Source organism: Campylobacter sp. CN_NE2 (genome assembly GCF_027797465.1).
Classification (GTDB): Bacteria; Campylobacterota; Campylobacteria; order Campylobacterales; family Campylobacteraceae; genus Campylobacter_B.
The window spans coordinates 904,731-918,140 of sequence record NZ_CP115608.1 but is presented as its reverse complement, the minus strand read 5'-3'; the positions used below and the strand labels follow the sequence as shown (position 1 = coordinate 918,140).

At 36.4% G+C, this 13,410-nt stretch carries 13 protein-coding genes; 11 read left to right on the top strand and 2 right to left on the bottom strand.

The features are described 5' to 3' along the window. Window positions 1-2 precede the first annotated feature (2 nt). From rbfA to ribD, 4 genes are read left to right on the top strand one after another with little or no spacing between them, the layout of a single operon-like run. The gene (gene rbfA, locus PF028_RS04510; protein ID WP_270859239.1) at window positions 3-368 is read left to right on the top strand and encodes a 30S ribosome-binding factor RbfA; all 366 of its coding nucleotides are present in this window, start codon (window positions 3-5) and stop codon (window positions 366-368) included. After that, window positions 361-780 carry a ribosome maturation factor RimP gene (gene rimP, locus PF028_RS04505; RefSeq protein WP_270860164.1) on the top strand — a complete coding sequence of 140 codons (420 nt, stop codon included), beginning with the start codon at window positions 361-363 and terminating at the stop codon, window positions 778-780. The genes rbfA and rimP overlap by 8 nt, the downstream gene beginning before the upstream one ends. A 22-nt stretch (window positions 781-802) precedes the next feature. After that, complete coding sequence (locus tag PF028_RS04500) at window positions 803-2,098, top strand: MATE family Na+-driven efflux transporter (protein ID WP_270860163.1); 1,296 nt, start codon at window positions 803-805, stop codon at window positions 2,096-2,098. A gap of 8 nt (window positions 2,099-2,106) precedes the next feature. Further along, window positions 2,107-3,261, top strand: coding sequence for a bifunctional diaminohydroxyphosphoribosylaminopyrimidine deaminase/5-amino-6-(5-phosphoribosylamino)uracil reductase RibD (ribD, locus tag PF028_RS04495; protein WP_270860162.1), 1,155 nt, complete (start codon window positions 2,107-2,109; stop codon window positions 3,259-3,261). A gap of 119 nt (window positions 3,262-3,380) precedes the next feature. Here ribD and sppA read toward each other — a convergent pair whose 3' ends face one another. Both sppA and mqnF read right to left on the bottom strand, forming a co-directional pair. After that, window positions 3,381-4,253, bottom strand: a complete 873-nt coding sequence (sppA, locus tag PF028_RS04490) for a signal peptide peptidase SppA (protein ID WP_270860161.1) — start codon at window positions 4,251-4,253, stop codon at window positions 3,381-3,383. Beyond that, a complete protein-coding gene (mqnF, locus tag PF028_RS04485) occupies window positions 4,241-5,461 on the bottom strand; it encodes an aminofutalosine deaminase family hydrolase (protein WP_270860160.1) in 1,221 nt (406 codons plus the stop codon). The genes sppA and mqnF overlap by 13 nt, the downstream gene beginning before the upstream one ends. An 86-nt stretch (window positions 5,462-5,547) precedes the next feature. Here mqnF and aroQ point away from each other — a divergent pair, with 86 nt between their 5' ends. The 7 genes from aroQ to metE all read left to right on the top strand — a co-directional run bounded on the left by aroQ (window position 5,548) and on the right by metE (window position 13,394). Further along, a complete protein-coding gene (aroQ, locus tag PF028_RS04480) occupies window positions 5,548-6,018 on the top strand; it encodes a type II 3-dehydroquinate dehydratase (protein ID WP_270860159.1) in 471 nt (156 codons plus the stop codon). Then, a complete protein-coding gene (locus PF028_RS04475) occupies window positions 6,015-7,037 on the top strand; it encodes a M24 family metallopeptidase (protein ID WP_270860158.1) in 1,023 nt (340 codons plus the stop codon). Before aroQ ends, PF028_RS04475 begins: the two co-directional genes overlap by 4 nt. After that, window positions 7,034-7,537: a 2-amino-4-hydroxy-6-hydroxymethyldihydropteridine diphosphokinase gene (gene folK / locus PF028_RS04470; protein WP_270860157.1), complete on the top strand. Its 504-nt coding sequence runs from the start codon at window positions 7,034-7,036 to the stop codon at window positions 7,535-7,537. The genes PF028_RS04475 and folK overlap by 4 nt, the downstream gene beginning before the upstream one ends. Continuing rightward, a complete protein-coding gene (locus tag PF028_RS04465) occupies window positions 7,534-8,337 on the top strand; it encodes a P-loop NTPase (protein WP_270860156.1) in 804 nt (267 codons plus the stop codon). The genes folK and PF028_RS04465 overlap by 4 nt, the downstream gene beginning before the upstream one ends. Window positions 8,338-8,347: 10 nt before the next feature. Continuing rightward, window positions 8,348-8,965, top strand: a complete 618-nt coding sequence (locus PF028_RS04460; RefSeq protein WP_270860155.1) for a TIGR00730 family Rossman fold protein — start codon at window positions 8,348-8,350, stop codon at window positions 8,963-8,965. Window positions 8,966-9,340: 375 nt separating this feature from the next. Next, complete coding sequence (mnmA, locus tag PF028_RS04455; RefSeq protein WP_270860154.1) at window positions 9,341-10,378, top strand: tRNA 2-thiouridine(34) synthase MnmA; 1,038 nt, start codon at window positions 9,341-9,343, stop codon at window positions 10,376-10,378. A gap of 733 nt (window positions 10,379-11,111) precedes the next feature. Next, entirely contained in the window at window positions 11,112-13,394 is a 2,283-nt protein-coding gene (gene metE / locus PF028_RS04450; protein ID WP_270860418.1) for a 5-methyltetrahydropteroyltriglutamate--homocysteine S-methyltransferase, read from the top strand. The last annotated feature ends 16 nt before the right edge of the window (window positions 13,395-13,410 follow it).

Sequence of the window (13,410 nt, the reverse complement as noted above, 5' to 3'; positions counted from 1 at the left end):
TTATGAACGCTCACGAAGTTAGACGACTACGAACCGCAAGTGTCCTAAAAGAGCTGATTCCACAGGCTTTATCGCAGCTTGATGATGAGTTTTTGCACGGGCTTTGCGTAACCGATGTCGAGTGCAAAAGAGGACGCTATGATGCCTTTGTATATCTCGATAAAATGGGCTTAGACGAAAGGGAGCAAGAGCTAATCTTGGCAAAACTCAAAAAAGTAAGCCGTTTTATCCAAAACCATTGCATGGAAGCTGAGGGCTGGTTTCGCTCACCTGCGCTTCACTTCAAATTCGACGATAGGCTCGAATACCAAAACAAAATGGACGATTTGTTTGAAAAAATTAGTAAGGATTTAAATAAAAATGGTTGATTTAAACGCCCTTGCCAGCGAGTGTGGGCTGGAATTTTACGATTGCGAAACAGCTAGCGAAAACGGCAAAACGATTTATAGAGTTTTTGTGACTAAGCAAGGTGGCGTGAGCTTGGAAGACTGCGAAAGACTAAGTCGCATTTTATCGCCGATTTTCGATGTCGAACCGCCTGTTTCGGGCGAGTATTTTTTAGAAGTATCAAGCCCGGGGTTAGAGCGCAAACTAAGCAAAATAGAGCATTTTAGCAAAAGCGTGGGCGAGTTAGTCAAAATAACCACGAGCGAAAAAGATAAAATTTGCGGAAAAATCCTTAAATTCGAAGATCAAAATTTATACTTAGATACTACTGACGGCGAAATTTGCATTAAATTTAGCGATATAAAAAAGGCGAAAACTTATATTGAGTGGTAGAGCTTTGTTATAAAATAAAATAATGGATAATATTTTGTTTGGTAAAAGTATAAAAAAGCAAATATTAGAGCAAGCATTTACAAAGAAAGAATATTTTTTATTTTTATCGTTAATGATTTTTTCTTTTATTCCCAGCATTAATCAATTAGTAATCGATAGGCTTATTAGTAGTATAGGTGGAAATGAATTTAGTATTGCTAGTCAAATAGAGTGGTTTGATCTTTTCAATGAAACAATTTTGGCTTTTTTGACAGTGCCTATGTATTTTGTATTTAATAAGGCAAAAGATAATATCGAGATGTCTAGTAGAATAAATACGACTTTTATAATAGCTTTTATTTTATATCTTTGTATTTCTGGTGTTATATATTTTTATGCAACAAATTTAATTTCATATATGAATGCTCCAAAAGAAAGCATAGATTATTTGAAATTAGAAACATTTGGTTTTATTATAGGATTTATTAGTTCATATATATATATCATTTTTGTAGTAAAAGGAAAATATGAATATTTCGTAACATTACTAATTATAAAAGTCATTATGTTGTCTATTGGTAATATTTTATTAATTCCAAATAATGGTGCAACTGGCGTTGCCATTACAAATATTTTAGTTAATTTTATTATCTCTATTGTATCAATTTTCCTTTTATACAGAGAAAATTTAATTAAATCTTGGACTGGAATAAATAAAGAAGCAATAAAAGATTGGTTTAAAACAGGAATATTTTCTGGAATGCAAGTATTTATTGCAAATTTGGTTTATATTGCAGTGGTTATGAAAATGGTCGGACAGGTTTCGCAAATGGGAAATTTTTGGTTGGCTAATAATTTCATTTGGGGTTGGCTTCTTATTCCTGTGATGTCAATGGGTGAAATGATAAAAAGAGAGTATTATAACGGCTATAAAAGAATTTGGAATTATATTATTTTAGCAATATTAATTATTTTATTATGGTTGATTAGCATTCCATTGTGGAAATTTATGTTCGAATATATTATTAAAGCAAACGAAGTAGATATTATTTTAAATATTATATATAAAAGCTTACCTTTCTATATTTGTTATGTTTTTTGTGTGCTTATTCAATCCATTTTAATTTCAGTAGGTAAAACAAATTACATTTTTTACGAATGTTTAATAGTAAATTTTATCTATTACGGAGTGGCATATATTTTGGTAACAAAAGGAATTTTTTTAGTTTCAATGGATTTTATAATCTTGCTTTTTGGTTTTGGCTTGATTGTTAGCCTGATTATAGATATATATTTATATCAGTATTCTAAGAAGCATTTATTAACAAATTATAATTAGGTAAAAAAATGACTAACGAATTTTATATGCGCTTGGCTCTAAATGAAGCGTGGAAATATCAAATTTTAACCTTTCCAAATCCTGCTGTGGGGTGCGTGGTAGCCGATACGCACGGCAAAATTTTAAGTATAAATTCTCATAAAAAAGCTGGACTCTTACACGCCGAAGCAAACGCTGTTTTTGTCGCACTTTGCGAGATAAGCGATGAATTTTTAAATAAATTTTTGCAAATTTATGAAAGCGAATTTGGCGTCAATTTGAGCGAAATTTGCAAAAATTCGCAAAATCTAATCTACGGCGATTTTTTCGAAAATTTCGGTGCAGTATCCGCAAAATCACACTTTGCAAATCAAATTTTAGAGTTCAAAAATCTAAATGCAAATTTCGTTTATGAATTTATCCTAAAAAATCACGCAAATTTACTTAAAAATGCCACTGCTTTTGTTACGCTCGAACCCTGCGCCCATATCGGCAAAACGCCATCATGTGCCCTTTTACTTAAAAATTTAGGCTTTAAAAAAGTCGTAATCGGCGTGGCGGATTTAAACGAAAAAGCTAGTGGCGGTGGCGAAATCTTAGCGCAAAGTGGCGTGGAAGTGGAATTTGGTGTTTTAAAAGACGAGTGCGACGCGCTTTTAAAGCCGTTTTTGCAGTGGCAAAATGGCGGGAATTTTAGCTTTTTTAAACTCGCATTTTCTGCAAACGGCGTGATTACGGGCGAAATTTCAAATTTAAAATCTCGCACATTTTCGCACTATTTACGCAATGTTTGCGACGCTTTGCTTATCGGCGGAAATACCGTGCGCACAGATCGCCCGAAGCTCGATACTAGGCTGATTTTAAGCGGAAAAAATCCAGATATTTTTATCTATTCTAGGCAACGAGAGTTTGATAAAACTATTCCGCTTTTTGGCGTTGCGAATCGAAATGTGCAAATCACAAATGATTTGAAAACAGCCTTAAATTCAGGCTTAGTGATGATAGAAGGCGGGCAAAATTTGCTAAATGAAATCGCCGATAAAGTAAATTTATTTCTGTTTTTCCGCTCAAATTCGCTCAAAACTGGCGAAAATTTTAGAAGCGATTTGAAATTTAAGCCACTTTTCACAGCCAAATTTGATAGCGACGAATACGGCTGGTATGAGCTAATTTCCCATACCTGACGGATTAAATTAAAAAATTCCACGCCTTATAAGCTTACGCACGAAAAAGTGTGTTACGCTTAAAAGCCTGAAATTTTTTAAATTACTACGCCCACTCTGTCTTGAATATTTTTTAAAAATCACTTCGCCATTATTTTTGCGCTCAAAAGCGACCTTATCATCATTTCGCCTTTGGCTGTGAGCTTATTTAGCATTTTTTCATACGGTGGCAGCTCCTGCCAAATCGGCAACGCAACACCGCTTAATTTTTCAAGTGCGATTTTTGCTTCTTTGTGGCTTGAAATTCCGTCGATCAAGCCCAAATGCAAAGCATCATCAGCCAAAAACACCCTTGCGTTTGCCCACTCGTCGCTTTTATTTGCGTCAAGTTTTCTAGCACTTGCCACTTCGCCAACGAAAAATTCATAGCTTTTATTAACCAAATTTTGCAAACTTTCGCGCTCTTTTTCGCTCCATTTTCGCATCATTGTTCCTGCTTCTTTAAACTCACCTGCCTTTACGACTTGTTCGCCGACACCGATTTTGTTAGCCAAATTTGAAATGTCAAATCCTTGCATAATCACGCCGATTGAGCCGATGAAGCTCCCTTTGTTTGCATAAATTTTTTCTGCCCAAATTCCACTTAGCAAACTCCCGCTTGCCATTGTTCCACTTGCGTAGGCTACGACGGGCTTTTGCGAATTTAGCGATTTTATCGCTTCTGAAATTTCTACGCTTGGACTAAGTGCGCCACCGGGACTATCGATATTTAGCAAGACACCCTTTATAGCGTCATTTTTACTTGCTTCGTCTATTTTTTCTAAAATTTCAGTAGCGTCGATAATTTCGCCTTTTAACTCTATCTCAACCAAATTTGCGTTTGAATTTTGAACGCTTTCGCCCGAAAAGAAAATGATATAGACAATCAATAAAAATAGCAAAGCCTTAAAATGTTTGCCGATAAATGTGAGTGTCGCCGTAATCGGGGTGAAAATTTTCTTTAAAAATTGCATTTTTGTCCTTTAATAAATAGTTCTTTTGCGTTTTTGCTTTGTAAGATTAGTTGCAGTGGAAGTTGGCTTAAATTCGCCACTTCAAAGCCCTTAAAAATTGCGAAATCTGCGATTTTGCCTTTTTCGATACTACCTAAATTTAGTCCAAGAGCTTTTGCACCGCCGTTCGTGGCGCAGTAGAGCAAAATTCGCGCTAGTTTTTCAATGGCGATATTTTCGTGCATAAATAAATTTGCTCTTAATTCGTCTAAAAAATTTAGGCTTAAATTTGAGCTAAGCCCGTCCGTGCCGATATTTAGATTTAAATTTGAATTTAATATTTTACTTAAATTTAGTCTTTTTTTACTAAGAAGTCTATTTGAGCGAACGCAAGTCGTAACCGAGTGCAGGGCAGGGTCAAAATGCGAAAAATCATCAGCCCAAACACAATGGGTAAAAAGCGTTTTAATGCCCTTAAAATGGGCGATAAATTCGCTAGGCGTATAAAATGGTTTTGGATTTTTGTTAAAATTTAAAAGCCATTTTTTAAACTCGCCCGTGCCGCTTTCAAGCCACTTTTTCTCGTGCGAACTCTCTAAAAAATGGGTTGAGATTACCAAATTTTCACGCCTAGCAAATTCGCAAACTTTTTTAATTAAATTTGGGTGTGTGGAGTAGGGCGAATGCACTGAAACAGCAGGAATAAACATATCGCTTTTAAATTTTTGCGAATTTTCAAATCTAGCCATAAAATTTGCAAAATTCGCTTCTACGACACTTTCATTTGCTCCCAAAGCTTCGTTAAAAAAGACAAATCTTGCCCCACTTTTAGCGCAAATTTCAGCCTCTATGCCAAAGCTAGAAATCTCGCCGATAGTGCCGACGCCGCTTTTTTGCATGATTTTGATTTGCTTTGCAATCAAATTTTGCGTTGCTTTTTTCGAAAGTTTTGAGCGGCTTTTAACAATACTGCCGACCCATTTTATAAAATCGCCGTAAATCAAAGTCGTGGCGTTTGCGCTAAATTCCAAATGCGTGTGCGTGTTGATAAAAGCAGGAAGCACAATGTCATTTGAAAAATCGTAAATTTGCGAATTTGGATATTTTTTTAACGCTTCTTTGAATTCGCAAATTTCGATGATTTTTTCGTCAAAAACGACTGATTTATCTTGTAAAATCGTAAATTTTTCATCGCATAAAAGTAGATATTTTGCTTTTAAAATTTTCATTTTTTACTCCAAATTGTGATTATAGCAAGAATTTAGTTAGCTTTGGCTATAATCGCAATAAATTTTTTCAAAAAAAGGACACAAAAATGAAAGTTATGGTAATTCAAGGACCAAATATCAATATGCTAGGACTTAGAGAACCAGGAATTTACGGCAGAATGAAAATGGAAGATATTCACAAACAAATGAAAGCTGCCGCAGATCAAGCAGGGATTGAGATTGAATTTTTTCAAAGCAATTTCGAAGGCGAAATCGTGGATAAAATTCAAGAATGCCTTGGCACGGCTGACGGTATCATTATAAATCCTGCTGCTTATACGCACACTTCAATCGCCATTAGAGACGCTATTTCTGCGGTTGCACTTCCTACAATCGAAGTGCATATTTCAAATATCGCTAGAAGAGAAGAATTTAGAAAAGAAAGCCTTATCGCACCTGTTACGGCTGGTCAAATCATCGGCTTTGGGCCTGTTGGATACCACCTTGCGTTAATGGGAATGTTTCAAATTTTTGAACAAATAAAAGCACTTCAAGCTGCACAAAACGAAGAGAAATGAATTATATTTTAAAGGACGAAAACGCCGTATTTTACGAATGCGGTTATAGTTGCGATAACGAAATTTTTTTGCGAGTGGGCGAAAAGGCGTTTTTTTTGACCGACGCAAGATACGGCATAGAAGCAAGGGAAAACATCGCTAATGCCGAAGTTATCGTAGTCGCTCGTCCTTTGATAAAAGAAGCTAGGCTCTTGCTTAGGCGGTTGGGCGCAAAAAATTTAGTTTTTGATCCAAACGATTTTAGCTATGCTGATTTTAAACTTTTAAGCGAAAATTTGCATATAAAATTCACGCCAAAGCCTTTTTTTAGCAAAGAAAAACGCATTATCAAAAGTGCCGACGAAGTTGAAATTTTAAAAGGGGCGGCTAAATTTGGGGCTGAGTGTTTTGACGAATTTGCAAATTTTTTGAATAAAAACGGCGAAAATTTAAGCGAAAAAGAGCTTTTTTACAATGCAAATTTGATTTTTACAAAAAAGGGCGAACTAGGGCTTTCTTTCGAGCCGATAATCGCTCTTAATAAAAACGCCGCAAAGGCTCATGCTCTGCCTTGCGGGGACGCTTTAAAAAAAGGCGATTTGCTTTTGCTTGATGCGGGGGTTAAGCTTAAAAGATACTGCTCTGATCGAACTAGAACGGCTTTGTATGACGGAAATTTAAAATTCTCAAAAGAGCAGAAATTTACAAATTCAAAAATGCAAGAAATTTATGAAATCGTCAAAGAAGCGCAAAGCTTAGCCATAAAAGCGATAAGACCGGGAATTTTAGCTAACGAAGTGGATTTTGCCGCAAGAGAATTTATAAAAAAATGCGGATTTGAAAAAGAGTTTTTTCATAGCACGGGGCACGGCGTAGGTATCGATATACACGAATTTCCTGTGATAAATTCAAAAAGCAAGACTATTTTGCAAGAGGGCATGGTTTTTAGCGTAGAACCGGGGATTTATCTGCAAGATGAATTTGGCGTAAGAATCGAAGATGTCGTCGTGGTTACGAAAAATGGGTGCGAGATACTATGAATTTAACTATCAAAAATAACGATTTTTACGAATTTAGCGATGCGATTAAATTTATAAAAAGTTCGTTTTTTCCATTTTTTAGGGCTAAAAAACGCTATTTTAAGGGCGAATTTGTGCTTGGAATCGGCGGAAATATCGGCAATGTAAAAAAGCGTTTTGAGAAATTTTTTATGAATTTAAAAAACGACAAACGATTTTTTGTGACGCAAAACTCAGTGATTTTGAAAAACAGAGCTTTTGGCTACACTAAGCAAGATGATTTTTTAAACGCCGTTATGTTTGTGCAAACTTCGCTAAGCCCGAATACGACGCTAAAAATCATGCAACGATATGAGCTTAAATTCGGTCGCAAAAGAAGCTTTAAAAACGCCCCAAGAACGCTTGATTTGGATATTTTGTATTTTGATAAAAAGGTTAGAAAATCGCCAAGGCTTATTTTACCGCATTACGGCGTAAATGAGCGAATAAGCGTAATTTTACCGCTAGGACTTATGAGATGACGAAAATAATAGCTTTAACAAGCGGCAAAGGCGGAGTCGGAAAAAGCCAAATAGCTGCAAATTTAGCTTACATTTTATCTGAAAATGGCTACAAAACGGCACTTTTGGAAGTTTCAGATTTGCCAAATTTAGACATAATAATAAACGCAAAAAATAGTTTAAATTTATCAAATTTTTTATTAGGCGAGTGCGAATTTGAAGATATTTTTGATGAAATAAAGCCGAATTTATTTTTTGTTGCAACGGGCGGAAGCGAATTTGATAAATTTGCAGATGAAAATTTCGCAAAAGAGTTTTTTTCAAATTTTAGCGAAAGCGGAATTTTTGATTTTCTTATTGTCGATATGGCAAGTGGAATTTCGCAAAGTGTGCTAAATGGCATGAAATTTGCCGATGAAAATATCGTGGTTACGCTAAGAGAACCGGCGGCCATAAGCGATGCGTATTCGATGATAAAATTGGGATCTAAATTCAAAAACGATTTTGTTTTTATAGTAAATTCGGTCAAAAATGAAGAAGAGGCGGTTTTGATTTTCGAAAATATAAAAAAAGTAGCCAAAAACAACATAAAAACATCTTTAAATTTAAACCTTTTAGGCTTTATTAAAAAAAGTAGCATTGTGCCGATTTGCGCTCAAAAAAGGTCGTTAATGTGTGAAGAATTTGAGTATTCAAACCCAAGTTTTGAGTTAAAGCAAATCGCTTCTAGGTTGCTTATAAAAATGGGTTTTAAAGGGCTTGATATAAGAAAATCAAAAGGCATAAAAGGTCTTTTGAATAAACTAAGCAATTTGGTATAGAAAGTTTAAAATGGAAGTAAAAAAAATTTTAAAAGATATAAAAAGCGTAAATGAAATTTTAGATTTTACGCACAAAAGTGTTACTATTTTCGGTTCTGCTAGGTTTGACGGACGAAATCGCTATTGCAAAGATGCTAGAAAGTTAGCAAGTGAATTTGCGAAGATGGATTATGCCGTTATGACTGGTGGTGGCGGCGGTATAATGGAAGCTGCCAATCGTGGCGCTCATGAAATTAATCCTGAGCTTAGTTATGGTTTAAATATATTTTTGCCGTTTGAACAAAGCAGCAATAAATACGCCACGAAAAATATTCAGTTTTCGGCATTTGCGTTGCGAAAATATGCACTTATGAATAAAAGCAAGATTTTTGTCATTTTTCCGGGCGGATTTGGGACGATGGATGAGCTTTTTGAGCTTTTGGTTTTGATCCAAGTCGGTTTTAAAAGCAAATGCAAAATTTATCTATATGACACTGAATTTTATGCGCCTTTGGTAGAATTTTTCAAAAAGTCGTTTTTGAAACACGAAACCATAAGCGAAGAGAATTTGGAACTTTTTAAGCTAGTTGATAGTGTAGAAGAAATCATTAGTGATGTTAAACTGGCGTTAAAAAAAGAAGAAATTTAACGGCTTGTCTTTTTTGCTCTTTTCAAGGAAACCTGCGACTGCGTCGCACCGCTTCGCTTGTTTTCCGAGAGTTCGCTAAAATCACGCTACGGCAGACTTTATTGTCTAGCCTTGTGTGATTTTAGCTTCACAGCTCGAAAAATAGCTAAAAAATACTTCGCCTTAGTTTTTTGTTTTTCAAATTTAGATAGTTTTTTAAATTTATGGTTTTTGCAAATTTTGTAAATTTGCAAATTTAATATACTTATGCCGACGATTTTTCGAGTTGTAAAGCAAATTTCGACTGAGATAAGGCTTGTTTGCCTATCGAAGGAGAAATTTGCGAACGCTCGGAAAAGCTAGGCTGAATTCAATACCAAAAAAAAAGGAAAAAAAGTGAAAATTCTAGTTGCTCTTAGTGGCGGCGTCGATAGCTCCATTACCGCAAAAAAACTCCAAGACGCAGGTCATGAAGTCGTTGGTGCGTATATGAAACTGCATAAAAACGAAGCTTACCACGAAAAAAATATCGCAAAAGTGCGAAAAGTGGGCGAATTTTTAGGGATAAAAACGCATATTTTGGATTTACAAGGGGAATTTGAAAAAAGCGTTTTTATGCCATTTATCGAAGCGTATAAAAATGGCAAAACGCCAAATCCGTGTGCTTTGTGTAACCGACATATAAAGCTTGGAAAACTTTTGGAATTTGCTCGTTTGCAAGGTTGCGAAAAACTAGCCACAGGGCATTATGCAAGGCTTGAAAACGGGCTTATTAAGGTTGCGCTTGATTTAAGTAAAGATCAAAGCTATTTTTTGGCAAATGTTGATCCAGATGCCTTAAAATCGATGATTTTCCCGCTCGGAGAAAGCCTAAAAAGCGACATAAAAAACGAAGCTAGAAATTATCCCGAGCTTAGCGAAATCGCAGGAGCAAAGGAAAGTAGCGAAATTTGCTTTGTGGAAAATAGCTATATCGATATTTTAAAGGATTTCATGCAAACAGATTTGCCGGGCATGGTTTTAAACTCAAATGGCGAAATCATCGGCACACATAGTGGTTATATGCACTATACGATTGGCAAAAGACGGGGTTTTCGCATTGACGGCGCACACGATCCGCATTTTGTTTTGGGGATTAATTCGCAAAAAAATGAAATCATTGTCGGCAAAAAAAATGAGCTCGAAAGCCACGAATTTAGCACGATAAATTTCAATAATTTTTTAAGTATCGATGAAATTTTAAAAACCGATGAAATTTTCGTCAAAATTCGTTACCGAAGCCCTAAAATTCGTGCAAATTTGCAAATTTCGGGTAGCTGTGAAAACGGCGTAAAAGTTTATTTAAACGAACCTGCAAACGGCATCGCAAGTGGTCAGTTGGCGGTATTTTATGATAAATTTGACAGAGTCATCGCTAGTGGATTTATCGCGTAAAAAAAATTGAAAATTTTAAGAATTTATAAATGAAAAATTGTGTAAAATCCCAAAGTATTTTTTCAAAAAAAGGAAAAGCAATGGCTTGTCCCATGTTGCAAGGCTGCAAAAGATTTTAATAAATTCGTTCGTTCAGGCGGAGTTTTTATAACCAAATTTGATTTTTTTATTTCACACATTTTCTTTGCACTTACTCTTGGCGGGGCATTTCACTGCAACTGCGTTTTCAAAAATCGCACTTTGGGTTGCCTAAGAAGACACAAAATTCCAAAAATTTCTGCATTTTCTTTTAATCATGCGAATTTAGAACCACCACTACTTTTCTACGAAATGCGTTTTTAGGCTTTTTACGGCTTGTCTTTTTTGCTCTTTTCAAGGAAACCTGCGACTGCGTCGCACCGCTTCGCTTGTTTTCCGAGAGTTCGCTAAAATCACGCTACGGCAGACTTTATTGTCTAGCCTTGTGTGATTTTAGCTTCACAGCTCGAAAAATAGCTAAAAAATACTTCGCCTTAGTTTTTTGTTTTTCAAATTTAGATAGGTTTTCAAATTTGTGTAAATTTTATGTTTTTTTGCAAATTTACGAATTTAAATTTGCAAATTTTATATACTTATGCCGACGATTTCGTGCGTTTTCGAGTGTAAGCGACTGAGACGCACTTGCTGTGCGTCGCAAGGAAGCGAACACGATGAATCGCACGAAAGCTAGGCTGATTTAATTTTTAAAGGAAATATTATGAAAAGTTATGTAACTGGCTTTCCTCGCATCGGCGAGCAAAGAGAATTAAAAAAAGCATTAGAGAGCTTTTGGGCAGGAAAGTGCGAACTGGGCGCACTAGAAAAGGTCGCAGACGAACTAAAAGATCGTCACATAAAATACCAACTTGACGCATGGACGGGCTTAATTAGCGTAAATGATTTCTCGTTTTATGATTTAATACTCGATAATAGCGTGCTTTTTGGCGCAGTGCCCCAAAGATTTGCATCTTTGAGTGGCGTGGAGCAGTATTTTGCGATGGCGCGTGGAAACAAAGACGCCGTGGCAATGGAAATGACAAAATGGTTTAACACAAACTACCACTACATCGTGCCTGAAATCAGCAAAAACACAAAATTTAGCCTAAATGCAGACAAAATTCTAAACGAATACAAAGCAGCTAAAAACAACGATTTTAAGGATAGTTGCGCGTTAAAGATAAATTTAATCGGACCGATAACTTATCTAGCACTTTCAAAAAGCACGGACGGAAGCGAACCACTAGCCAAACTTGATGAACTAGTAGAAAAATACGCCGAGCTTCTAGGCAAGATTTCAGCCCTTGATAGCGAAGTCGTCGTTCAAATCGACGAGCCGATTTTCGTAACCGATAGGGGCGTGGAGCTAACGGGAAAAATCGCACCTGTTTATAACAAGCTAAATTCGATCGCTTCAAATATAAAAATCATCTTTATGACATATTTTGAACATGCCACAGAAGCGTTGAAAGAAGTCGTTAAAACGGACATTTGGGCTGTGGGGCTTGATTTTGTTTATGCAAGTAAGGAAAATATCACAGCCGAGCTTGAAATTCTTAAAAACGCCAAAACTACGCTATTTGCAGGAGTTATTGACGGACGAAATATTTGGAAAAGCGATATTGATAAAAAGCTAGAATTTTTGGAATTTATAGAGCGATATGTTCCAAAAGATCGCCTTTATGTGGGAACTTCGTGTTCGCTTTTGCATGTGCCATTTAGCCTAAAATACGAGGAAAATTTAAGCGATGAGATTAAATCGTGGCTAAGTTTTGCGTGTGAAAAACTCGAAGAAATTTGCATTTTAACGCATTTGTTCTTTAAAATTCCAATCTGCAATAGCGGTATCAAAAAATATGAAGAGAATCAAAAATCAGCCAAAACACGCCTAAATTCGCCTTTAATCCACGATACAGCGGTGCAAAATCGCGTGAAAAATTTAACCAAATTTGAGCGAAGTGATAAATTTGAAGACCGCATTAAAATTCAGCGCGAAGCCCTTGCTTACGGCGATTTGCCGACCACGACGATAGGCTCTTTCCCACAAACAACCGAACTTCGCCAAGTTCGCAACGCCTACAAAAAAGGGCTAATTAGCCGCGAAGCCTACGAAAAAGACATAAAAGCCTATATTGATGAGTGTGTGGCGTTTCAAGAAGAGATTGGGCTTGATATTTTAGTCCATGGTGAGCCTGAGCGAAACGACATGGTTGAGTATTTTGGCGAACAGCTCAAAGGCTACGCATTTAGTGCAAACGGCTGGGTGCAAAGCTACGGCAGCCGCTGCGTAAAACCGCCACTTTTATTTGGTGATGTTAGCCGTCCAAAGGCGATGACTGTGGAGTGGATAAAATACGCGCAAGGCAAAACAAGCAAGATTATGAAGGGTATGCTAACTGGTCCAGTAACTATTATGAACTGGTCGTTTGTGCGTGATGATAAGCCTAGAAGCGAGGTTGTCAAGCAACTTGCTCTTGCTATTAGTGATGAAATTTCTGACTTGCAAGTTGCAGGTATTAAGATAATCCAAGTCGATGAAGCAGCCTTTAAAGAGGGCTATCCGTTACGCAGGGAAAATATCAGCCAATACAAAAATTTCTCGGTGGGTGCGTTTAAACTAGCCGTCTCATCGGCGGAAGCGAAAACGCAAATTCACACTCACATGTGCTATTCTGAATTTAACGATATTATTAAAACCATCGAAGCGATGGACGCTGATGTCATCAGTATAGAAACGGCGCGTTCTGGCAACGAGCTACTTAAAATTTTTAAATCGGTCGGCTACAAACAAGAAGTAGGTCCGGGTGTGTATGATATACATAGCCCTCGCGTGCCAAGTGTGGAGGAAATGGTAGCGCAAATCAACGCACTTTTAGAAGTTTTACCAAAATCTCAGCTTTGGATAAATCCTGATTGTGGGCTTAAAACTCGCAAATGGGAAGAGGTGAAGCCAAGCCTTAAAAATATGGTCGAAGCGGTGAAAATTGTTAGAAATAGCTAATTGTTTGGGCTTAAAA